Source organism: Anabaena sp. EIM26 (assembly GCF_057568715.1).
The window spans coordinates 107947-129248 of sequence record NZ_JBWNLG010000003.1; the positions used below are offsets into that span (position 1 = coordinate 107947).

Consider the following 21302-nt stretch of genomic DNA (forward strand, 5'->3'; position numbering starts at 1 on the left):
ATCACCGTGTTGGAAACGACGATTTTTCGTAAAAACTACTAGCAGCATAAGCGTAGGGTCTATGAGAATTTTGATAATTGAAGATGACGAGCGCATTGCTAAACCTTTAGCTGAGTATTTAAAACGACAACACCATATTGTAGATATAACAACCGATGGAATTGAGGGGTGGGAATGGTCTGTGTCAGGATTATATGAGTTAATTTTATTGGATTTAATGCTGCCTAAATTAGATGGAATCACTTTGTGTCAGCGGTTACGTGCTGCTGCATCTAATGTCATAATATTCATGCTGACAGCACGAGATACAACAGACGATAAGATTATTGGACTTGATGCTGGTGCTGATGATTACTTAGTTAAGCCATTTGAATTAAAAGAGTTAGCAGCCCGCATCAGGGCTTTAGCCCGAAGAAGTCCAGATGTTCGCGCACCAATTTTAATTCACGGTGATTTACAACTAGATCCCACAACCCAACAGGTTACTTATGCGGGGAGTATGCTATCGTTAACTCCTAAAGAATACATGATATTAGAATATTTTTTGAGAAATCCAAATCGAATTGTGACTCGTTCGACAATCCTTGACAAACTCTGGGAATTTGACAAATCTTCAGGAGAAGGAAGTATAAAAACTCATATTACAAATTTGCGGAATAAACTTAGAGCTTCTGGAAGTTCAGAGGACTTGATTGAAAATGTTTATGGTATTGGTTATCGTCTAGGACATAAGTAAAATAATCAAAATTCAAATAAACATTTGAATACTGATTTATATGTACAGCAGACAATCTGTCATCCCAAATAAATATGAAGTTACATAGAAGAGGATTTAAAAAAGAATTGACCGAAAATAAAAGCAGATAAAAACTGATTAATTAATGGATTTCATAATTAAACCACGTCTACTTTGAAACCCATAGTTTTTTTGATCGGGTTTGATTCGCAAATCCTATACTCTTCCCTGTTCCCTCTTAAAAAACTCAAGTTCTCAACTTGGATAGGGTTTATGTGCAAACTCACATAAAATTGTTATCAGCTAATAACTAATAATTTGATAGCCGTAAAAATGTGTTTCAAAAAATTCGATATCGTTTATTGTTGTCTTACTTGCTGGTGTTCGCATCTCTTTTAGGAATATTTGCAATCGCAGTTCGAGTTGCTTTTACTCGCAGTTTGACTGCACAAATAACAGATAAACTCACAGCCATAGGCAAAGTTGCGGTTGCAAATGTAGAGTTTGAAAAAGGTCATCTTGCAGTTGAAAGTGACTTTCATCCCCAAGACTTGATTGCTTATCATCAAGCATTACAGTGGTTTGATAGTCAAGGAAATTTGATTACTCAACAAGGAAAAACTGTCTTAACCTTACCTTTTTTACCTAACAAGATTATACAAGTTCAGAATGGTAAAATTCCCATCCAAGCAGTGACTGTACCAATCATCAAAAATGATCATGGTGAAGTAGTTGGATATGTGAGGGTGAGTCAATCTTTAGAAGAATTTCATGAAACTCTCGAAAAACTAGATTGGGGATTGGGTGGTGGAATTATTATCACGTTAGTTCTTAGTAGTATTAGCGGAATTTTTCTAACTCGTCAAGCAATGCAACCAATTGAGGATAGTTTTCAAAGACTCAAACAGTTTACGGCTGATGCTTCCCATGAACTACGTAGTCCATTAATGGCGATTAAAATTAATGCTGAGTTACCGCTAGAATATCCAGAAGAAATAAGTCCCAAAGATGCAGAAAAGTTTCAAGCGATAGTCAGTGCAACTAACCAAATGACTCGTCTAACAGAAGATTTACTATTATTGGCACGCACCGATAAAATTCCCAATCAGCATCCAGATATTATTAATATAACACCAATATTAGAGAATTTAATCCAACTATATAAACCCCAATTTGCAGCTAAAAAAATTAATTTTACATCTCAATTAGTGGGAAATCTTCAGTTAATAGGTGATTCAGTCCAATTAACGCGACTCTTTACTAATTTAGTTGAAAACGCCATCTATTACACACCGTTAGGAGGCACAGTAGAAATTCAAGCTAATCGTGTCAATTCCCAGATTTACGTTAAAGTAAAAGATACAGGTGTAGGAATTGCACCAGAGGATATAGATAAGGTTTTTGAGCGGTTTTGGCGAGCAGATCAGTCTCGTTCTTATTGGTCAGGTGGTTCTGGTTTAGGACTGTCTATAGCTGTTGCTATTGCTCAAAATCATGGTGGCTTAATTAATGTCACCAGTCAATTAGAAGTTGGTAGTTGTTTTATTGTCCGTTTACCAACTTCCTGACTATTAATTACTTACCATCATCATTGGTTTCGCGGTCATTATCTTTAACTTGAATACTGCTTTTTGGATGAGTAGCTTCATTTTTCTCATCTTTTTGATTGGCATCTTCAGTATAAAGAACTTTACCATTGCCAGCATCAACTGTAACTTCTTGCTGACCAATTTCTACAGCATAAATTAGACTACCATCTTCGTTTTCCAGTTTGACACTTTTTACTTTACCTCCCACAGAAGCTTCAGCAGCTTGCTGTGCTTGTTTGGCTGTAATTTTAGCTAGTGGTTGCAATTTTGCAGCGTCTTGTACATCATCATTTTTTTCACCATTACTGGCTTCAGCAACTTGGATAGTATTATGATGTTGACTGGCAATTTCTACTGAAGATTGTGGTTGTTTCGCAGATACAACTCTCGACAATCCAGCAAATCCTAAAGCACCTACACAAGCTACTGCTAAAATAATTTTTGTTGAAGTTTTCATACTTATTAAATCCCTGTAGTTCTCGGTTTATATTTTCACAATAGATAATAAAAATTCAGAAATAGTCAAGATTTGGGTTGAGTTTAATAAATTAAATATCAAATATATTTCAATACCGTTGCCAAAAACCTGAAACCCTATTGATATCGTAACGATTTTATTGGGTTTCAGCCCTATATTTGAAAAATTGGCAAAGGTATTGATATTTAACTAAATATTTTAGCTATTTTAAATGCTTTTTTCAGAAAAAATTCCGGTTTCAATCAAATCTTGACTATTTCTTGACTTTTACCGTCTAAAGTATAATTACTCAGTAGTTTTTGAGAATACAGCTAATTTGAAGATGTGATGTAATCTCACTTTTACAGACAAATAAAGAAAGAGAAAGATCATGCAAAAGATATTAAATAGAGTTCCAGCAGTGACAATTAACTTCTGGATTATTAAGGTTTTAGCAACCACCGTAGGTGAAACCGCCGCAGATTTTCTATCAGCAACTTTGAATCTTGGTTTAGGAATGACATCCTATATTATGAGTGCGATTTTACTAATTGCACTGTTGAATCAATTTAAGATTAAACGCTATGTTCCAGCAAGTTTTTGGTTTGTGGTTGTTTTAATAAGCATTGTCGGCACACTCATTACTGATAGATTAGTAGATGAGTTTGGAGTAAGTTTAGTTACAACGACTGTGATTTTTAGCATTTGCTTATTAGTAATTTTTGCGCTTTGGTATTCAAATGAAAAAACATTAGCCATGCACTCCATCAATACCATGAAAAGAGAGCTTTTCTATTGGGTAGCTGTTTTGTTTACATTTGCTTTAGGCACTGCAACAGGAGACCTGTTAGCAGAGTTTTGGAAATTAGGTTATACACAATCAACACTAATATTTGGCGCTGCAATTGCCATCATAGCTATCGCCTATTATTACTTCCAGTTGAATACAATTTTAGCATTTTGGTTAGCTTACATCTTGACTCGTCCTCTAGGGGCATCTCTGGGCGATTTACTATCTCAACCTAATACAAATGGAGGCTTTGGTTTTGGTACAGTTGGAACTAGTATGCTTTTTTTATCTATAATTACGAGTTTGGTTATTTACTTAAGCCTTAAACAGAAAAAACCAGCGTTACTACCGATTGAGCGACAAGATTAACTAGAGATAACAATAATGATGCCTTATTAAACTTAGGTATTTTTTATAAACGATGAATAATATTAAATTATGCTTCGACAAATTTATAATTTATGGTTGCGTTATATACATCCTCGTTTAGCTCCCTTAATTGCCACAATTGGGATTGTTGGACTTGCTAGTTGTCTGCTCATTCTTTTTGTTTTAGCAAAATTGGCTGAAGAGGTTTTGGAGGGAGATACTTTTGCTTTTGATACTACTTTTTTGTTATGGCTACATCAGTTTGCCAATCCAAATTTAGATAATTTGATGCTGTTTCTGACAAATCTTGGTAATCCTAGTACAGTGGTTATAGTTGCAGGTATTACTGTCTTATTACTTTGGTGGCGAAGTTACCGAGAAGAAGCGCAAGTTTTTGTATTTGCTTGCTTGGGAGGATTAATTTTAAATACAGGGCTAAAGTTGTTTTTTTCTAAACCTCGCCCTGAACTGTGGCATCGTTTGATTTCGGAAAAATCTTTTAGTTTTCCTAGTAGTCGTGCAAAATAAATTATAGGAGGCGGTGCGATCGCTCACCGTCAGCAAGCTGCGCGACATCAACGAATTCCCCCTGAAGTTGAATCGGCTTATTCAAATAGTATTCGTAATATAAATTTAGATTCTGTTATAAAAATTTACTTTAATCTAGCCCGGTTTTCCAGTCATTCTCAATAAATCTTAATTATTGAGAATACAGTCTCTCTTCCTACAAGCCTCTAACCCTTTTGAAGGATTTTCTTACATCGAACGCAGGTGTTATCGGAGGTTTCAACTGCATTTTGTGATCCATGGATCACATTTGTTGATCCAGGAATATTTGGGGATTGTGATCTTCGGTGCTATTTTTATGGTGTAGCTGACAAGTAGGCTTGGCGATACTTCTTCTTTTTCAACGAAGTTGCTTCTCTCTTTGACCATTGCTTAACAGGAGTCAGTTGTGGAACATCTGTAAACTGGTAACTCAATGATTCATTTCCACTTAACTTTGCTACCACATTACCAATAAAGCGACAACAGCGTTGTGGCTGACTAACTACTTGTTCCTCTGCAAACCTAATTATTACCCATCCAGCATCCACAAAACACTTATTCCTATAATCATCATCGCCAATAAAATGTGTTGGTTCTCCTGTAGAAAAACAATGGCTTTCATCCACTTCAATATCAAGATATAGCTCACTTGTTGGCTCTACAATTACAAAATCTGCGGTGTAAGGACGATCATGACCACTTGGTAGCATTTCTTGTTGGGAATGCACCCAATCACCAAAATAATATTTTAGCACTTGTCCAAACCGTTCTTCAGCAGCACCCACAGTCACGCTACCACTACCATTCGGTTTAATACAAGGAGAGAGATTTTTAGTATCAGCGAAGATGGGAATTAAAATAATAGGATAAACTGGAACTGATTTAGTCACCATTGTTGCGTATAAGTAACAACACTTCCAATACCTTTTGATTAAGGGGGAAAAGTTATAATTCCTTTGCGCTGCGCGCCTCGGTATAATTCTTTCTTTAAACTGGGCTTTAAACCCAGAACTAAAGTTTTAATTGATACTCATAACCTTCTGCCCCCTGCCTCTTAACTCCTGCCTTTTTGTAAATTGTGGACTAATCAGAAAAGTATTGATTATAATCCTATTTTAAAGACACTCTTCTTACTCTAAATCTGTAACTTAATCTATTTTTATTTACATTCTGCATCTATCATTTGATAGAAAGAAATTACATAGTTTAATCCTAGCTAAAACCTCAAATTATCATTAGAATTTGGCTATACAAATCAGATTTAAATCTTGTTACAGCAGAAGGCAGGAGGTGAAACACCGTTGCTGCTTGAGTTTTGATTCTCAGTTTGTACCTCCTAAGTACGCTGTAAGTATGCTTAAACTCTCATCAATGTCAGCCAAATTTTTGGCTAATCTGGATTTTCAAAGATTCAATAATCATACAGAATTGGTATAAATCTAGTACAGCACGGCACAAGTGAACTTCAGATAACTGAAAAGCTCAATGCCGTATTCATTTTGACTTTCGCACTGCGGTACTAATCCTATAAAAAGCTTGTGGATATAATAATATGGTATCCTTATTCTTAGCAAAACTGACTAACTTCATCACCACAGGAGAGCCTGTGATTATTTGTGAATCTCCTGTACAAGAAAGATATCGAATGCTCCGCTCTCTTTGCCAGTATTGCTCAAAAATAGGCATTAAGTGCTATCTATGGAATTTAGGACAAGAGATAATTAAGGAAATTGAATGCTTTGATAATGTGCATCTAACTTTTAAAGATTTTGATGAATATACTCCGAGACCAATAAAGGAAGTAAAAAACCAATTTAGTATTTTGAAATTTTGGGAATGTTTTCAGGGAGAAGGAGTATTAATTATTGAGAATCTGTACCCTTGGATTAGTGCTAATGTAGCCCAAGAAACGCAGTTTTTCTTAATATCTGAATGGGTGAAATCAAAGTTGCTCAATCTTTCCTTCTCCCAAACTACTGTTGGTAAAATCAAATGCGCTATTCTTTTAGGTTCTCAAGCTAACTTACACCCAGAACTTGCTGCTCAAATCCCTGTAGTTACTCAAGAATTGCCTAATATCTCAGAAATTACTACAAGTCTTAATGAGGAAGAAGAGGGAATTTTACCATCAACTTTGAGCGAAATGGATAAAACTACAATTGTCCGTAGCGGGATTGGACTATATATTTCCGACTTAATTAAAGGGCTAAAATCAATTCATTCTCATGATAAAAGTGCAGAAACAATAGCTAAACAACTACTCCAATATAAAATTAATTTGCTCAACAGACTTTATGGAATTGAGTTTATTCCTACTCCCCAAGTTCCCTTGGGAGGATTAGATTTGATGCAGGAGGCTTTTAAGAAATTCAAAAGATTATTTAGCCCCCTTGCCAAAGCCTACAAACTCAAAGTTCCTAAAGGTATAATGCTGGTAGGTCCTCCAGGTACGGGTAAATCACATTCTGCTAAAGTATGTTCCCAGATTTTAGGTGTTCCCTTGATTTTAGTAGATTGGGGTAATTTGAGAAGCTATGGTAATGAAGCTCAAAGAAGACTAAAACAATTACTAAATTTAGTAGACTGTTTGAATGAAGTTGTTATTTATTTTGATGACTTTGATAAGGGATTTGCCGGAGATGATGATATAGCTAAAAGGTTAGCAGGACAGTTACTCACTTGGATGCAAGAACGTACCAGTGATGTAATTGTAATTGCTAGTGTCAACCGCTTAGAATGGCTACCACCAGAATTAACTAGGGCAGGAAGATTTGACTACATTTATAAAGTAGACTTGCCTAATTATGGAGAAAGACACAGTATTTTTAAGCTTCACTGTGCTAGATTTGATGATAGATTTAGTGGTGATGTTTCTGGTAAAATTGACCCTTACAGTCAAGAGGAATGGCGACGAATACTCAAAGAAACTAATCGTTGTGTAGGTGCAGAAATCCAAACTATTGTTGAGAGGGCTGCGGCTACTACTTTCTGTCAAATGTTTCCAGAAGATATGCCTGTACCTACCAATGGGAAACTACCAGCATTGGAGATTTCAGTGGCGACGTTGTTAGCAGAACGTCAACAAATCAATCCATTAGCTATTAGAGAAGCAGATAAGGTGGAAAGTATGAGGAACAAAGCTGAACTTCAGGGGTTGCCATCTTCGACCATAGATTCATCAGAGTACGCAATTAGTAATGTTGATATATTTGGTGGTTGAAGTTATTAATAAGGAAATAAATTGCTATGATTCAAACAATACAGGCTAAAGACATCACTTTGCTGGAATTAGAGACAGAATTTCGACTTCAATTGGTTGAAGATGAGCAATTTTTTACAGAGTTGTTTGTTGAATTGCCAGAAATTACACAATTAGAAAAACAACAACTTAACAGAGTTAAAGCCAGCTATGCCAATTTGCTTAAGTACCCACCTCTACTTGAAAATACTGTGAAGATGGTGGTGTTGTCTCCCCTGTTAGATTTAGCAGACTTTTACCTATCTCCATTTCATGTTAAATCAGAAAAATCTGTAGAAATTGTTGCTGAAGATGCTGGTGTAACGGTTAAAGGACAGATTGATGTCTTAGTTTTGTTTGAACAGCTAGTAGTAGTAGTCATTGAATCCAAACAAGCAGCTTTTTCTGTGGAAGTAGGTAAAGCCCAGATTCTTGCTTATATGTTGGCAATTTCTAAACCCGACAAAGCAATATATGGACTAATTACTAATGGCGGTAGTTTCATCTTCGTCAAGTTGATTAATGAAAACATACCAAAGTATGGGTTTTCTCGCTTGTTTTATATTTTCAATCCGGGGAATGAATTGTATACAGTTTTGTCAGTGTTGAAAAGCTTAGGTCAACTAGCAAGAAATATTCATAATACAAAAGTATTATAAAATAACAAGTTGCTCACATTATTATGGAGTTTCTAGGATGACTAATTTCACGGCTTTACAAGCAACATTTATCAAAGATGACGTTTCTATCAGGTTAAATAATTTAAACAACCACTTAAAACAAATTCAGGATTTATTACAAGACAGTAATAATAATTCGTAAAAAATTTGATTAGAGAAACAATGTATTTTATTGAATGGATAGCCCCAGATGTAGAATTTGACCATGCTTTTGAGTTAGCTAACTTAGGGCGCTTTTTCACACGCTGGTTGTTTAAGTGGGAGCAAATCTGGAACGACACAGAAGCCAGAAATCAAGTTAATCAAGAACTTGACACTTGGAATGACCGTGTTTTGCAAATGTCACAATTACCTGTAAAACAATCTTAATATGACTCAAACACCATTACCACAACCTCAACTAGAACCCAGTGGAATTACTTCAGACCAATATTTTGAATTTACCCCAGAAAAACTAGAACTGAGTAACGGATATCTGGGTTACGGTGGACAAGACGAGCTTGGATTTCATTTGTCCGTACTTACTAACATGGGGTTATTAAAAGCAGTACAAAATACCAATTTATCATTGTGGGTAGAAGCTCTTGACCGTGTGGTGAGAGAGAAATTAGCAAATATTAATGCTGAACCAGAAGTGGCAGAAGCTATGCTAAGTAGATTTAATCAAGCTATGGCAGACTTGGAAGCAGTGATAGATTATTTGAGAGAATAACGCATCTTTTGGATTTTCCTCTAAGAATTTTTTAGTTTTTATGTACTATAAAAGTTTTCCTCTAAGAATTTAGGCAGTCACGGCAACTGCCCAAATAGTTAATTAAAATCATCGAATCGTCGCAAATCCCAAGGTAAAGACCGTCGCCATTGTGTATACCCCAATAATGGGTGTATTTCATGGGCTACCCAATACTCGTATCTGATGATTCTATGTAATTAAAAATCTTGATGTCGCTTGGTAGATATGTACTATAATTTTACTCTTATTGTCTTTAAAATACAACTTTGTGATGACTGGTGACTGCACTCAGCATAATTTGAGTAAACAATGTCCACTGTACCAAACCCAACTTCCCAACAAATAAATGCTTCTGTTCCCCAAGAAACCATTACGGGAGTAGTAGAACGGCTCACTTTTTACTCGGAGGAGTCTGGCTACACAGTGGCACGATTAACTCGTTCCAGTATCAAAGATTTAACAACCATTGTTGGTAGTTTTGCTAATATTCAGCCAGGACAAACACTACAACTAACGGGTTTCTGGCGTGAACATTCCCAATATGGATCACAATTTCAAGTTATCAACTATAAAGAAACTAAACCAGCTACACTTACAGGGATTGAAAAGTATTTGGGCAGTGGATTAATAAAAGGTGTTGGTCCAGTCACAGCAAAACGAATTGTTGCCCATTTTGGAGTAGAAACCCTAGAAATCATTGAAAATCAGATTGACCGTTTAATTGAAGTGAATGGCATAGCCAAAAAACGAATCAAGTTGATAAAAAACGCCTGGGAAACCCAAAAAGCTATCAAAGAAGTGATGGTGTTTTTACAAGGACATGGCGTTTCTACTATCTATGCAGTCAAAATTTACAAACACTATGGGGATAGGGCGATCGCTACGGTTAATTATAATCCATACCAATTAGCGACTGACATCTACGGTATTGGTTTTCTCACTGCTGATAAAATAGCCCGTAATTTAGGAGTTGCACCTGATTCTCAGTTTAGATATTGTGCTGGACTTGTTCATGCTTTGAGTGAAGCCGCAGAAGATGGGCATTGCTACTTACCACAACCAGAACTAATTGAGTCGGTAATCAAACTGCTGACTACTGAATCTCATCAGCCCACAGAAGAGGCAATAACTCAAACTATCACAGACATGGCTTTGAAAGATGAGTTAATCAGAGAAAAGGATGGTGATACATTACTTTGCTACAAGCCTACCTATTTTCACACCGAACAAAATCTAGCCCAACTAATACATCAGCGTTTGAGTCAGCCTGTTACTACTGACATTCCCCGCGTTCGTGCTTGGCTAGAAAGATTTACACAAACTCAAAAAATTGAACTTTCCCAACAGCAACAGGAAGCTGTAGAAATGGCGGCTTATTCCCCAATTATGATTCTTACAGGTGGTCCAGGTGTTGGTAAAACGTTCACTACCCATACCATAGTCAGTTTATGGAAGGCCATGGGTAAATCCATTGCTTTAGCCGCACCAACTGGAAGGGCTGCCCAACGTTTGGCGGAAATGACTGGTTTAGAAGCAAAAACCATACATCGTTTATTGGAATTCGACCCCAGAACCAGGGGTTTTAAATCTGACAACGATAATCCGTTACCTCAGACAGCAATTATTGTTGATGAAGCCAGTATGTTAGATTTATTTTTAGCATACGCCTTAGTCAAAGCAGTCTCAGCAGGCGCACAACTTTTATTGGTAGGAGATATTGACCAGTTGCCATCAGTGGGACCAGGTAGTGTACTTGCTGACCTGATAAATTCTGGGAGAGTGCCTGTAGTGCGACTAACTCAGGTATTTCGCCAAGCCCAACAAAGTGCAATTATTACCGCAGCCCACGAAATCAACAGGGGACAGTATCCGACAATTGAACGCATCAATGATAACCCTGTTGGTAGAGTCGAAGGCGGGTATTATCCCGCGCTCCTCTCTGTTAATTAGAATCGATGCTCCTGTTGCCAGGAGACACCTCTCCTTCAGAACGCGGACGTGCAGCTTTCACTGCATCCGGCTCCTCAGTCTGACACCTAATAAGTCGGGTTTATCCCGCTGTTCGGACTCTCATCAGATCATGAATGGTCTGATGCTGGTGACATTCTCGGTGCAGGACTTCCAAATTTATCGGTTTCCAATTATTATGATTGCCGTCGATGTGGTGTAATTCTGCAATATCACCTGAAATGAACGATAGATTACAGTCTGTACATTTGTGATTCTGTTTCTTGAGAAGTCGTGCCGTTATACCATCGTAGTTAGCATTCTCGCGTTTAGACCAATAAACAAAGTCGCCATCATAGGGTGATTTATCTCCTTTGACAATGACAAACTTGCAAGCTGACCAACTGACCGAAGGAATTGCTCTTTTTATAACCTTATTGGTTTGATAGCGGTTGTATCTTCCTTGTTTCCGAATGAATTTCCATAACCAGTAGCGCAGTGACCATAGGTCATGTTGACTCATATCGCAGAATCGATGGTAATTTCTCCACCCTCTTATCATCGAACCACACTTGTTGATGCGATGCTCTAAAGTGAAACGACTATCTTTCATCACTTCTTTAACTTTTGTCTTAATGCTATCTGTAGCTTTTTGACTGGGTGTCGAAATGAATTTACCATTGGGTTTAACTGCGAAGTTCCACCCAAGGAAGTCGAAACCATCTGTACTATGTGCAACTTTGGTTTTGGCTTCTTTGACTTTTAATCCTCTTGTTTCCAAGAAGTTATCAATGTATTCTCGGAGGAGTTTGGAGTCATCTCCGGGTTTCAGAATAAACACAACGTCATCCGCATAACGAAATCCATTAATAGTGTCTATATATCTTCCGCCATTTCTGATTTTTAATCTGACCTCATGACCTACATTTTCTAATCCGTGAAGGACTAGATTTGCTAGTAATGGGCTAATAACTCCCCCTTGGGGCGTACCAGATTTTGACGAAGGAAATTCTCCCCTAACTCCGGCTTTTATTGCCCGAAAGACTCCTTGTTTTGCTGCCTTTGGTAGTTGGACAGATTGCATCAAAAATTTGTGGTCAATCTTGTCGAAACATTTTTCAATATCCAATTCCAAAATTCTCTTTTCTACTCCATTACTACTAGAGTTTAGATTATTGAATAATTGTCTTTGAATATCATGACAGCTTCTACTAGGTCTGAACCCGTATGAGTGGGCATTGAACGTAGCTTCCGCTGTTGGTTCCAAGGCATATTTGATGAGACATTGATATGCTCTGTCGCTAATGGTTGGAATACCTAATCCTCTTTTAGTTCCATCGGCTTTAGGGATGAACACTCGCTTTAATGGCTGGTGTTTCCATTGCCTCCAGTTCTTAACTAACACTTCAAGTAGTGCCAATCTTTGAGATGGTTCGAGGGCTTTCTTTCCGTCCACCCCTGCGGTTTTCCGTCCAGTATTTAGCTGTGTCACTTGCCGGATGGCAAGCAATTTCGCTGCTTTAGAGCTTAATAAAAGTTTCTGAAGTTTACGCACTAGGCGCGTGTTACCGTTCTTTTGAGCCTTAAATATTCTTACTTGTAGGCGAAATACGATTTTCCGTAGCTTGCGCCAGGGAATCGATTTCCATTTATCAACTGGATGTAAATCCGTTGTCATAACATTCTCTACGCATTTTGAACATTAACTATGTAAACCGTACCCAGTTGTCTAACAGTCCTTACTTGTTAAATTTTCGAGTACATCTTATCAACTCTACCCGCTAACTCTTATTTAAGGAGTCCACAGTTTCCGAGATTTAATCTCTAAACTGGAGGTTGAAAGAGCAGTTTTATTCGTTCCTTAGTTTAGTTGTTTTGTAGTTTTAGGTTCTCTCATTTCGCCTACGATTTCCCAGAATTGCATTTATTCAGATCAAAATAATGCGGGTATTTTCACACTTTCTTTATGTGTTATCTTGTGTCGTTATCCAACCTTGAGTTCGGTCGTTCACGTTCAGACGCTTTTTCCGAGAGTTCAACTAGTGTTTAACCATGACTACTTACCTATACGAGTTACCCCCATCTCAGGTTTGTTATTCTCGTTCTGTCCCCAGCTTCATTTTTAGAGTTTATTCTCCATCCATGTGGGCAGTTTTGGCATCACGCCATTCCTAGCGGGTGAGACTTGTTGATTTTGACTTCGACGCACTCACACTAAACTAAAGTTATCTCTACTATATTTCTGAGTTGTTACTCAAGGCGGTGTAGAGACGATTTCCCTCCAAAGTCCTAAAGGGGCTTTGGTTTCAATCAACGAACCGCACAATCTGGGCGTGCGACTTTCGCCGCACCCAGCTTCCGATGTTCTCAGCTTTCGCTTTTGCTCATGTGTATGTAATCGTGGCAGCTTTCGTGAATGGCTAGAAGGTTTTTAGTTTTCCAGTTTTGGTGGTTTCCATCTATATGATGTAAATGTACCTTCTCATCACTAAGCATTTTTAGTCCACAATGTCCACATTTATGGTTTTGCCGTTTAAGGGCTTTAGAGGTGTGATTGTCATATAACTTGCTGTTGCGTTCGCTCCAGTAAGTTAAATCTCCGTCGTAGGGTGATTTTTCACCTGTGACATTGATGTATCTGTTTTCGGAGTAAGGGACTGAGGGAAACGCCTTATCTAGTAATTGCTTGCTAGTGTAGTGATTTTGCTTAGTTTCCTTATTGAATACCTTGAAGGCTCTGTGTTGAATGTGGTATAGCGAGATACGCGACCCGTCCATCTTGCAGAAGCGGTGGTAGTTCCTCCAACCTCTAACTACAGGGGCTAATTTCTCAGCCTTTGTGGTAGCACCATAATTCGAGTTGTTGACGATGTGTTTTACTTTCTTGCGAAAAGATTTGTAATTGTCCACTGATGGAACGCATCTAAACTTTCCGTTTTTCTGGACTTTGAAATGCCAGCCCAGGAAATCAAATCCATCTGTCGCGGCGGTAACGAGTGTCTTTTTCTCACTGACTTTCATTCCCCGCTCTGCTAGGAACTGACTGATTTTGTCAAGTATTTCTGTGGCATCGTCCTGGGGTCGGAGTATTATCACCATGTCATCCGCGTAGCGGATTGATGGTTCAATAGTGTTTTCCTTTGGGGTTTTACTCGTGATTCTAAAGCCATGAGTGTGGTATCTATGAATACTTTCAATCCCATTTAAGGCGATGTTGGCTAATAATGGACTTACTACCCCGCCTTGGGGTGTTCCTTGTTCAGGGAATTCTGGGTTAACTCCGGCTTTGAGACATCGGAAAATTCCCTGTCTTATACTCTTGGGAGCGATGAGTTTATCCATGATGGCGGTGTGGTTTATCCTGTCGAAGCATTTTTCGATATCGAGTTCTATAACTCGTTTATCTATTCCGTTGGCATTGGAGTTTAAGCTAGTAAACAAGATTTTCTGGGCATCATGTGCCGAGCGTCCCAGGGACTTTGCTTTGCGCTTGTCTCCAACTTGAACAGCTTTATACACGCGTCTTTGTAGGCGGAATAAGTTACGGCGAAATTGCTTCCAAGGTAATGTCTTCCAGGATTCACTAGAGTTGTCTCTGTGTCTAATCATGCTCTGCTCCAATCTGTGTATTCTGAACACCTCAGACCAATTACGGTCTGTCCTACGCGAATTGAAGGGATTCCGCTGCTCGTCCAGCCTACTTAGGGTTCGACCGCCCTTAGACCCTCAATCCGTTTTTATTCGTTCCCTCGGTTGATTGATAGTTCCATTAGGTGTAGCCAATTCAACCACTGGAATCCCTGGACTCTTACCGTTTGCATCAGAACTACGGCGGGAATGAACTCCAGTGAAGTCAGGCTTTTGGTGTTGTGTCCTGCTTCAAACTAGGTTGCTTTTCTAGGCTCTGTTTCACCGTGGGAACTCCCCGTTAGCACCAGTGTCACCCCACAACGGATGTCTGATTGCGCCCTGTTCCCAGCTTCACCCTCCGAAAACCGAGTCTGGTCAGTGTGGGCAGATAGGGAGTCATACCTGAGTCTGGTAGATGGGACTTTCACCCATATCAGACCGAGAGTTCAACCTTTTTCCATGATTGGATTGGGTTGGTTAGCTTATGTACGGGCTGATTACCGTGATTCACTCACAACGAATCGCACTCTGACTGTTTGTGGCATGGAGGGGGATATCAACCAGAACATGGGGTACAAACAATTTGTGAATTGATTACAGATTTAATCCCAAAATTAGGATTTAACCCCGCTACTGATGTACAAGTGCTTTGTCCGATGTCAAGGGGTTTAGTAGGTACTCGCAATCTGAATACTGTATTGCAGGAATTAATTAATCCTAAAAGTCCCGATAAGGTAGAGATTACCAGGGGTGGGATGACGTTGCGGGTAGGTGACAGAGTAATTCAGCAGACTAATGATTATCAAAGAGAAGTGTTTAATGGTGATTTAGGAATCATCGCAGACATTGACACTGTTGAACAAGAAATAAATGTGCAGTATGGAGAACCTTCTGTAGTTTATGATTATGCTGACCTGAATGAAATTACTTTAGCTTGGAGTGTTTCTATACATAAATCCCAAGGGTCTGAATATCCGGTGGTGATTTTGCCTTTGTATATGCAGCATTATATGATGCTTAGTCGTAATCTGTTTTATACAGGTTTAACTCGTGCTAAAAAGTTAGCAATTGTGATTGGGGCAAAAAAAGCTATATCCTTGGCTGTGCGTTCTACAGATGATATGCAACGATATACACGGTTACAACAAAGGTTGGTATTGTTAGAGAAATCTATGACTTCATAAATTGAGCAAATTATACAGCACTTTTATTTTTAAATAACCACACCTAAATATCCAAAAGGTTTATGACGCAAAGGTTATAGGATTTCGTTTTGTACCAAATAGTTGAGCAAAGTGCTGTAAGTAGGTGAACAAAATAAAAATGCGGGGTACTGCGTTTTGTAAAATGGCTGAAACTCAATCAGAATAACGCATTAAAACAACTTTACATACCGATACATACCTTGAAATTTTTCTGTTCACCTACTTATACAGCTACGTAATGTTATGAGAGAATACAAATGTCTATAAACGAACGTAAAATAGTAAGAGTATCTGATCTGAATTAAAAACAATTTCTATTTAAATATTGAGTTTTTTGCTGAATATCTTGTTGGTTATGAACCATTGCAAAAACTTGATGAAGCAGATGAACAAGATGTTTCTTCATTTCTAATAGATTATTTTCCTCGCAAAGCAATGTGGGCATCTGAAAGTAGCACTAAATCTTACATCACTTCTTTTAAAAAGTTTTTTTTGTATATGGTGGAAACCCAGAAAATTAGTCCTGAGATAGAAGCTGAAGTTAAAGATACTCTCAAAGAAGGTAAACAGGACTTTCTTGATGCTGTTAGTGAGTAATTACCAAGATGCCAAAATCCAATAGTTTTGAAGAACAATATCCCCATATTAACCGTTTTATAGAAGAACAGGGTTGGATAGAAATTGGACAAAGTGAACATATTAATTCGTTTGTTAGAGCTTATGATTATGGTGGAACAGTTTATGAAGGTAAAGGTAGTTATCGGACTATAGAACTTGCATTCCAATATTTGGAGAAAAAGATTCAAGCATATTTTGAAGACTTGGGAATGTAAACGATAGCATTATTCAGCAACATCCCCTAAAAAAACCTTATGAAGTGAGCAATTGTCGTTGATATTCAATTCTGATGTATGGGTTGTTGTTCAGTCATTTTAGGCAATTTAAAATTTATCAATGGTTTCCCGACTCGGATTTTGGTTTACTACCTTTGCGATAGCTCCACCCGCTTGATGAAACAGCTTCATTTTGAGATACCCAATGCCCGCCATTTTTCCCGACTAAGGAAAAAACCAATATCATTAGTGTTAGTGCAAGTCAGTCCGGTTTTTTGGGAAATGCACTTAAACCCGCCATTATTCCAAGTTTGACCGTAAGCAAGAACAGATTTATTAGGGTCAGCGATAGTATCACTAATGCAGAGAATTTCCGGTTTACCCGTCGCAGGTAATAAAAAACCACGTCCCCAGTCAAATTCACAATATCCAGGGTAGGGTTGAGTAGGTTTAGGTTTCAGAGAACTAGCAATTTCACAGCGTAAACTGTTTGTATTCGTATTATCGCCTTCCATTAGTTCACAAAAAATATTGCCACTGGGGGTCTTAAACCCTTTCGGTGCAGCAATACTTACTTGTGGTAATAATAAACTCACTATTAAAGTTGTAACCGTTAGAACAACTATTTTATTGATTTGTTTATACATATTCAGGGCTTACTTATTATTAATCCATATCTTACTGGGTAAAGTTGATTAGGAGTTAAAAATCAATAAAGTGATGTTTGTCAAGCGATCGCTGTAGCCAATCGCTTCGCTGCGCCGCAGGCAATCGCTACGCCCACCTGAGACATCATTAAATTTTATCTAAAAAACTACATTTGGAAAGATGACACTATGTGACTCTTGGGGGAAGATAGACAGTGATTACCTACGGTTTATTAAGAGATAGTTACACTACACTTCGTGAACGCTAAAAAATGACTAACACTATTATTGACCAGTTGAAAAAAGCTACAGACAGCTTATTGATGACGAGCGAGTCAGAATATCCGTTTGAAGTAATTTTATGGGAAGAAAAAGAACCTTTAACAACGCAAAAAATCCTCCAATTAACAAATCATCCTCAAGACTCACCAATAGAAGAAGTTGAATTAGAATATTTCTTTAGAAACTGTGCCTTTGAAAAAGAGTGGCATAACGAAATCCAAAAAGAAGAAGTTAAGAAATTTCAAATTCTTCTCCAAACCCTTAAAGATAACTTAAATGAAATCAAGGTTTATCGAATAGGTACTATCAGCATCGATGTCTATATCATTGGAAAAACTTCAGATAAAAATTTAGCAGGAATTTCTACAAAAGTTGTGGAAACCTAAACCCCGTCTACGTTGAAACCTATAGTTTTTCTATGGCGAAAACTCAAGTTTTCAAGATGGATGGAGTATAGTCGTAAATTTATAAATCGCTATAAACTACAAAGCCTACTCCCTTCCCAGCGTAAAATTAGACATTAATTGAGCGAAAAATCAGTCTGTTCTGGGGTTAACTCTATGCCTATTTCTTGAGTGGGAAGGGAGTATCCATAGATTAGGGTAAGCTTTGTAGTTTTGTTTTATTTTAATGTTCCAAAACATCTATTTATTCCATCTCAGATTAGAAGCACCTAGAGGCGTTAAACAAATCATATCTGCACCCTGATTTCTGCAAACATTTCCATTTAACTCATAAGGTTTTTCCAAAGAAAGGCGGGGTATAGACTCAATTGGCTGTTGTTGGCTTTTAACATCAGTAAATTTTTGTTCACGTTTCTCCTGAAAATCACAAAACATAGTCACAGGCTTTACACCTTCAGTTGTCATTACCATCGCGCTAGACTCTACATTTTCACAATCAAGTTGATTTGGTTGAATTACCTGAGCTTGAGATGGAGTTGCAAAAAACCAATTATTCAAAAAACATAACAAAAAGAATAAATTCGTTAATTTGACACTGTTTAACTTGAGCATATCCTGTCTAATAGTAGTGTTGAATATCTTGAGGCTAATTTGTAAACCTGTCCACAGATGCAGACAGGCTTAGTCATTTTTGAAATTATCGAAACTTACAAATTATCAACTTGTGCTTCAATTACAGACTGAATAGATGTTGAAACTTGTGAAAGAAAATCATACCCAGTTAAAGATTCAATACTGTCTACAGAAACTCTGTAATTTCTCCAGTCAGCAGTTCTAACCCCTTGGGTATTGGGAATATTAACAGCAATCACTCTTGTAGATGTAGTGACACCAGAAACTCCAGAACCAGGTGTATTGAGAACAACTATAATTTTCCAAGTGCGATTAGGAACTGTCACCTTACCACCAGCAATAGTATTGAATGTGCCATTGCTTCCAGTCCCACCAGTACCATATCCACCGGAAATTATATAGAGTTCTTTTCCTTGACTGACTAGGGTTCTAGAATAGTCTTCTAAGTTTGCCCAAATCCCCTGATTATTATCGGGTGCTTGAGCAATCATATTACTCATTAAAAAGGTGCTAGAGTTAACAGCAACCGTGCTAGTTCTATCAGCACTGGGAGTCATGTGACCTCTATCAAATCCGCTACCACTGAAATCTGTACCCTGAACTTGATAACATCCAGAAGGTAGGGTAGTATCTGCACGAAAATCATCTTGTCTAGGTGTTGAGCCTAACCATGAGGAGTTTAACTGCCAAGATACCCAATTGGATCTACCTAAACTGCAATTATACCCAACTGCATACTGAGCTTTATCAAGCAAATAATTATCTAAATTGGCAGTTGCAGCACCGCTGGGATTACCCATTGTTAGATGAACACTTCCACTACCGCCACCACCACCTGAAGTTCCATAATCGGTTAGGGTAATATCATCAATATTGGTTCTGTTAGCAGTTCCATCTGTTTTTTTTACTTGACAGCGAACTGTTCCAGAAATATTTGGTGTGAAGGTTGCTGTGGACAGTATTGTTGAGCTGGTAGTGACTGATGAACCTATTGTTGTCCAGGAACTACCGCTATTTGTTGAACATTGTAAATTCCAAGTGCTGCTACCATCTGTACCATATTTGGCGTGTTTAATGGTAACTGTGCCAGCCCCAGTAATACGATCAAATTTCATGGAGATCGCACCGCTATTGCGAACTCTTGCAGATTGGGTTCCGCTTTTGGCATCACCTGTTAAATTCCCAATTAAGGCATCATCTAAATTCCAAATACCTGTGCTAAGGGTGACATCAGCGGCTGCATAACTGCCTTTGGAGCCAGATTCAAACCCCTCGATAATAGTTGTACCTTTGGCGCTAAATAGGGTGTTGAAGGTAATTAGTAAAACTACGACTAATCCTGTCAACCAAGCATTACGATAAATTTTTGTCCAAAAATTCGCTATCATGGGTGTGATTTAACCTGTATTTGTCCAGTAGTTTCAGTAAAAAGTTTTTGATTTACTATGTACAACAGGATGATAGCTAATGGCATTGCTAGAAGAGGTTAAGTTCTTATTAGTCTTAGATTATGCTGAACTTCTAAGCGATCGCTTCGCTCTCTTCTCTACCAAACGCTCCGCTTGGCTTGTTTGTTCGGAGGGGTACGCCGTAGGTTTGAATATTTTGTGAAACTGCTGAAAGGAAATCAAAACCCGTCAACTTTTCTAGCTGATCAATACTGGTTCGATAAATAGTCTGAAAGTATTACCAATAAAGGTTTTCATTTGCCATCCTGGTCGGGTAGCAGGACTATATCGCTATAATCCCGCCCCCTCAGAACCGGACTTGCGCCTTACAACGCATCCGGCTCAAGCAAGTCATAAACTATGGATTGTTCCAGAATGTATTTGCTGATGACAGTACAGATGTACGAGTAATAGGTTGCCGTAATTGTCACCACCACCTTGAGCTTTTGGCTTTTTATGATGAAGATGTAACTCCTCATCATTTAACCCACATTCCGCACTTCAATTTGTAGTACAAATAAAAGTAGCATAAGTAACAGATAAATTTTCAAATAAATACGCAGTTAATATAGTAAGAATATATACATTAATTTCCAAATAACTAACAGATTGAAATTCATAAGGCATGGATAATAAATTCAGGAACAAAAATGAGAAAATGAATCTAAATGAAATAAAAATGCCAAAAAAAATATGAATAGCCAAAAAGAAGAGTTGGAAAGTAAAAACATAAATCACTTAGGAATAGTAGCAGGAATAATAGATGAGATAGGAATAGTAGAAAAAATTAATGAGATATTTTCAATAGATAAAAGAGAGAAAATAAACACAGGAGAAGTAGTCAAAGCCATCATTCTCAATGGACTAGGTTTTGTATCAAGACCATTATATTTATTCCCAGACTTCTTTAAAGATAAAGCCATAGAGCATTTAATAGGAGATGGAATAAAAGCATCAGAATTAAATGACGATAAAATAGGCAGAGTTATGGATAAGCTCTATAAATATGGATTAACAAAATTATTTCTACCCACATTCCGCACTTCATTTTGTAATACATCAATATTACCAATATCGGGTTAATAATGGTCAGATAGCGATGCCTGCGGCGTAGCCCGCCGCAGGCATAACC

20 protein-coding genes and 5 pseudogenes are annotated in these 21302 nt (G+C 37.8%); 17 read left to right on the top strand and 8 right to left on the bottom strand.

Translation table 11 applies throughout. The features are described from left to right. The first annotated feature begins 61 nt into the window (after positions 1-61). On the top strand, positions 62-736 hold the full coding sequence (locus AC012T_RS27580; RefSeq protein ID WP_487067198.1) for a response regulator transcription factor: 675 nt from the start codon (positions 62-64) through the stop codon (positions 734-736). A 335-nt stretch (positions 737-1071) separates the two neighbouring features. After that, entirely contained in the window at positions 1072-2304 is a 1233-nt protein-coding gene (locus tag AC012T_RS27585) for a sensor histidine kinase (protein WP_487067200.1), read from the top strand. A gap of 7 nt (positions 2305-2311) precedes the next feature. Here AC012T_RS27585 and AC012T_RS27590 read toward each other — a convergent pair whose 3' ends face one another. Further along, a complete protein-coding gene (locus AC012T_RS27590; protein ID WP_487067202.1) occupies positions 2312-2782 on the bottom strand; it encodes a PepSY domain-containing protein in 471 nt (156 codons plus the stop codon). 391 nt (positions 2783-3173) lie between these two features. On the opposite strand from AC012T_RS27590, the gene AC012T_RS27595 reads away from it, so the two are divergent. Together AC012T_RS27595 and AC012T_RS27600 are read left to right on the top strand one after the other, a co-directional pair. Next, entirely contained in the window at positions 3174-3941 is a 768-nt protein-coding gene (locus tag AC012T_RS27595; protein ID WP_487067204.1) for a COG4705 family protein, read from the top strand. Positions 3942-4010: 69 nt separating this feature from the next. Further along, a pseudogene (locus AC012T_RS27600) lies at positions 4011-4463 on the top strand (phosphatase PAP2 family protein); the annotation flags it as partial. Between the two features lie 341 nt (positions 4464-4804). Here the strand turns inward: AC012T_RS27600 and AC012T_RS27605 are convergent. Beyond that, positions 4805-5383 (bottom strand): hypothetical protein, encoded by a 579-nt coding sequence (locus AC012T_RS27605; protein ID WP_487067206.1) that lies wholly within the window; start codon positions 5381-5383, stop codon positions 4805-4807. A gap of 659 nt (positions 5384-6042) precedes the next feature. Here AC012T_RS27605 and AC012T_RS27610 point away from each other — a divergent pair. From AC012T_RS27610 to recD2, 6 genes and pseudogenes are all read left to right on the top strand, one after another. Beyond that, positions 6043-7710: an AAA family ATPase gene (locus AC012T_RS27610; RefSeq protein WP_487067208.1), complete on the top strand. Its 1668-nt coding sequence runs from the start codon at positions 6043-6045 to the stop codon at positions 7708-7710. A gap of 26 nt (positions 7711-7736) precedes the next feature. Then, the gene (locus AC012T_RS27615) at positions 7737-8387 is read left to right on the top strand and encodes a restriction endonuclease subunit R (protein ID WP_487067210.1); all 651 of its coding nucleotides are present in this window, start codon (positions 7737-7739) and stop codon (positions 8385-8387) included. A gap of 37 nt (positions 8388-8424) precedes the next feature. Continuing rightward, on the top strand, positions 8425-8550 hold the full coding sequence (locus AC012T_RS27620) for a hypothetical protein (protein WP_487067212.1): 126 nt from the start codon (positions 8425-8427) through the stop codon (positions 8548-8550). Between the two features lie 20 nt (positions 8551-8570). Beyond that, positions 8571-8777: a hypothetical protein gene (locus AC012T_RS27625; RefSeq protein ID WP_487067214.1), complete on the top strand. Its 207-nt coding sequence runs from the start codon at positions 8571-8573 to the stop codon at positions 8775-8777. A 1-nt stretch (position 8778) separates the two neighbouring features. Continuing rightward, positions 8779-9120 (top strand): hypothetical protein, encoded by a 342-nt coding sequence (locus AC012T_RS27630; RefSeq protein WP_487067216.1) that lies wholly within the window; start codon positions 8779-8781, stop codon positions 9118-9120. A 330-nt stretch (positions 9121-9450) separates the two neighbouring features. Further along, positions 9451-11070, top strand: a pseudogene (gene recD2 / locus AC012T_RS27635) (SF1B family DNA helicase RecD2); the annotation flags it as partial. Between the two features lie 121 nt (positions 11071-11191). On the opposite strand, the gene ltrA reads toward recD2, so the two are convergent. Together ltrA and AC012T_RS27645 are read right to left on the bottom strand one after the other, a co-directional pair. Next, complete coding sequence (gene ltrA / locus AC012T_RS27640; protein WP_487067218.1) at positions 11192-12766, bottom strand: group II intron reverse transcriptase/maturase; 1575 nt, start codon at positions 12764-12766, stop codon at positions 11192-11194. Between the two features lie 689 nt (positions 12767-13455). Continuing rightward, positions 13456-14697, bottom strand: coding sequence for a reverse transcriptase domain-containing protein (locus AC012T_RS27645; protein WP_487067220.1), 1242 nt, complete (start codon positions 14695-14697; stop codon positions 13456-13458). A 345-nt stretch (positions 14698-15042) separates the two neighbouring features. Between AC012T_RS27645 and AC012T_RS27650 the strand changes: the two genes are divergently transcribed. The 4 genes and pseudogenes from AC012T_RS27650 (at position 15043) to AC012T_RS27665 (ending at position 16756) form a co-directional block, all read left to right on the top strand. Next, positions 15043-15312: a hypothetical protein gene (locus AC012T_RS27650; RefSeq protein WP_487067222.1), complete on the top strand. Its 270-nt coding sequence runs from the start codon at positions 15043-15045 to the stop codon at positions 15310-15312. Further along, positions 15246-15902 (top strand): annotated as a pseudogene (locus AC012T_RS27655) (ATP-binding domain-containing protein); the annotation flags it as partial. The gene AC012T_RS27650 and the pseudogene AC012T_RS27655, both read left to right, overlap by 67 nt. A gap of 384 nt (positions 15903-16286) precedes the next feature. Beyond that, positions 16287-16520 (top strand): hypothetical protein, encoded by a 234-nt coding sequence (locus tag AC012T_RS27660; RefSeq protein ID WP_487067224.1) that lies wholly within the window; start codon positions 16287-16289, stop codon positions 16518-16520. Between the two features lie 8 nt (positions 16521-16528). Then, complete coding sequence (locus AC012T_RS27665; protein ID WP_487067226.1) at positions 16529-16756, top strand: hypothetical protein; 228 nt, start codon at positions 16529-16531, stop codon at positions 16754-16756. Between the two features lie 188 nt (positions 16757-16944). On the opposite strand, the gene AC012T_RS27670 is transcribed toward AC012T_RS27665, so the two are convergent. Continuing rightward, positions 16945-17403 carry a DUF6636 domain-containing protein gene (locus AC012T_RS27670; protein ID WP_487067228.1) on the bottom strand — a complete coding sequence of 153 codons (459 nt, stop codon included), beginning with the start codon at positions 17401-17403 and terminating at the stop codon, positions 16945-16947. A gap of 272 nt (positions 17404-17675) precedes the next feature. On the opposite strand from AC012T_RS27670, the gene AC012T_RS27675 reads away from it, so the two are divergent. Next, a complete protein-coding gene (locus tag AC012T_RS27675) occupies positions 17676-18071 on the top strand; it encodes a nuclease A inhibitor family protein (RefSeq protein WP_487067230.1) in 396 nt (131 codons plus the stop codon). Between the two features lie 258 nt (positions 18072-18329). Here the strand turns inward: AC012T_RS27675 and AC012T_RS27680 are convergent, their stop codons facing one another. Further along, a complete protein-coding gene (locus tag AC012T_RS27680) occupies positions 18330-18701 on the bottom strand; it encodes a hypothetical protein (RefSeq protein WP_487067232.1) in 372 nt (123 codons plus the stop codon). A 95-nt stretch (positions 18702-18796) separates the two neighbouring features. Beyond that, positions 18797-20110 carry a DNA/RNA non-specific endonuclease gene (locus tag AC012T_RS27685; RefSeq protein WP_487067234.1) on the bottom strand — a complete coding sequence of 438 codons (1314 nt, stop codon included), beginning with the start codon at positions 20108-20110 and terminating at the stop codon, positions 18797-18799. A 79-nt stretch (positions 20111-20189) separates the two neighbouring features. Between AC012T_RS27685 and AC012T_RS27690 the strand changes: the two genes are divergently transcribed. Continuing rightward, positions 20190-20333 carry a hypothetical protein gene (locus AC012T_RS27690; RefSeq protein ID WP_487067236.1) on the top strand — a complete coding sequence of 48 codons (144 nt, stop codon included), beginning with the start codon at positions 20190-20192 and terminating at the stop codon, positions 20331-20333. Between the two features lie 188 nt (positions 20334-20521). Here the strand turns inward: AC012T_RS27690 and AC012T_RS27695 are convergent. Next, positions 20522-20608, bottom strand: a pseudogene (locus tag AC012T_RS27695) (hypothetical protein); the annotation flags it as partial. A 255-nt stretch (positions 20609-20863) separates the two neighbouring features. Between AC012T_RS27695 and AC012T_RS27700 the strand changes: the two are divergent. Next, positions 20864-21199, top strand: a pseudogene (locus tag AC012T_RS27700) (DUF4277 domain-containing protein); the annotation flags it as partial. Positions 21200-21302 lie beyond the last annotated feature (103 nt).

Bases quoted from the DNA above. Each gene is read 5' to 3' on its own strand.
- AC012T_RS27685 (WP_487067234.1), bottom strand. From the start codon at position 20,110: ATGATAGCGAATTTTTGGACAAAAATTTATCGTAATGCTTGGTTGACA.
- AC012T_RS27670 (WP_487067228.1), bottom strand. From the start codon at position 17,403: ATGTATAAACAAATCAATAAAATAGTTGTTCTAACGGTTACAACTTTA.
- AC012T_RS27645 (WP_487067220.1), bottom strand. From the start codon at position 14,697: ATGATTAGACACAGAGACAACTCTAGTGAATCCTGGAAGACATTACCT.
- AC012T_RS27620 (WP_487067212.1), top strand. From the start codon at position 8,425: ATGACTAATTTCACGGCTTTACAAGCAACATTTATCAAAGATGACGTT.
- AC012T_RS27625 (WP_487067214.1), top strand. From the start codon at position 8,571: ATGTATTTTATTGAATGGATAGCCCCAGATGTAGAATTTGACCATGCT.
- AC012T_RS27665 (WP_487067226.1), top strand. From the start codon at position 16,529: ATGCCAAAATCCAATAGTTTTGAAGAACAATATCCCCATATTAACCGT.
- AC012T_RS27630 (WP_487067216.1), top strand. From the start codon at position 8,779: ATGACTCAAACACCATTACCACAACCTCAACTAGAACCCAGTGGAATT.
- ltrA (WP_487067218.1), bottom strand. From the start codon at position 12,766: ATGACAACGGATTTACATCCAGTTGATAAATGGAAATCGATTCCCTGG.
- AC012T_RS27605 (WP_487067206.1), bottom strand. From the start codon at position 5,383: ATGGTGACTAAATCAGTTCCAGTTTATCCTATTATTTTAATTCCCATC.
- AC012T_RS27580 (WP_487067198.1), top strand. From the start codon at position 62: ATGAGAATTTTGATAATTGAAGATGACGAGCGCATTGCTAAACCTTTA.
- AC012T_RS27690 (WP_487067236.1), top strand. From the start codon at position 20,190: ATGGCATTGCTAGAAGAGGTTAAGTTCTTATTAGTCTTAGATTATGCT.
- AC012T_RS27610 (WP_487067208.1), top strand. From the start codon at position 6,043: ATGGTATCCTTATTCTTAGCAAAACTGACTAACTTCATCACCACAGGA.
- AC012T_RS27590 (WP_487067202.1), bottom strand. From the start codon at position 2,782: ATGAAAACTTCAACAAAAATTATTTTAGCAGTAGCTTGTGTAGGTGCT.
- AC012T_RS27615 (WP_487067210.1), top strand. From the start codon at position 7,737: ATGATTCAAACAATACAGGCTAAAGACATCACTTTGCTGGAATTAGAG.
- AC012T_RS27675 (WP_487067230.1), top strand. From the start codon at position 17,676: ATGACTAACACTATTATTGACCAGTTGAAAAAAGCTACAGACAGCTTA.
- AC012T_RS27650 (WP_487067222.1), top strand. From the start codon at position 15,043: ATGTCTGATTGCGCCCTGTTCCCAGCTTCACCCTCCGAAAACCGAGTC.
- AC012T_RS27595 (WP_487067204.1), top strand. From the start codon at position 3,174: ATGCAAAAGATATTAAATAGAGTTCCAGCAGTGACAATTAACTTCTGG.
- AC012T_RS27680 (WP_487067232.1), bottom strand. From the start codon at position 18,701: ATGCTCAAGTTAAACAGTGTCAAATTAACGAATTTATTCTTTTTGTTA.